At 47.1% G+C, this 221-nt stretch carries 1 protein-coding gene; it reads left to right on the top strand.

Features of this window, described 5'->3' with window-relative positions:
* Window positions 1-29: 29 nt before the first annotated feature.
* Window positions 30-221: hypothetical protein (locus tag RVS70_RS23320; RefSeq protein WP_321135134.1), on the top strand; the 192-nt coding region annotated here is incomplete at its 3' end.

Below are 221 nucleotides of genomic sequence, written 5' to 3'. Positions count from 1 at the left end.
TACAATGGGTAAAGTGAAACTCGCTATCCGTGAGTATAAAAGCAGCTGTGTTACTTCATGCTAGCGTTGTAGAGCCTGATAATAGCGAAGGCCGGCCACTTCAACTCCTGTGGGAAATGTTTGACCTAAAGATCCACTTTTTTGAGCGGGTTTTGCTAAAAAAGTTAGCTGAAGGACAAACCCCACGGAAAGGGAAGTGGGCAGCCGCAGTGGTGGTCAAG

Source organism: Virgibacillus sp. M23 (assembly GCF_034190895.1).
In the GTDB taxonomy this organism is placed as follows: domain Bacteria; phylum Bacillota; class Bacilli; order Bacillales; family Amphibacillaceae; genus Virgibacillus; species Virgibacillus salarius.
This window is presented reverse-complemented; position numbering and strand designations above follow the sequence as displayed.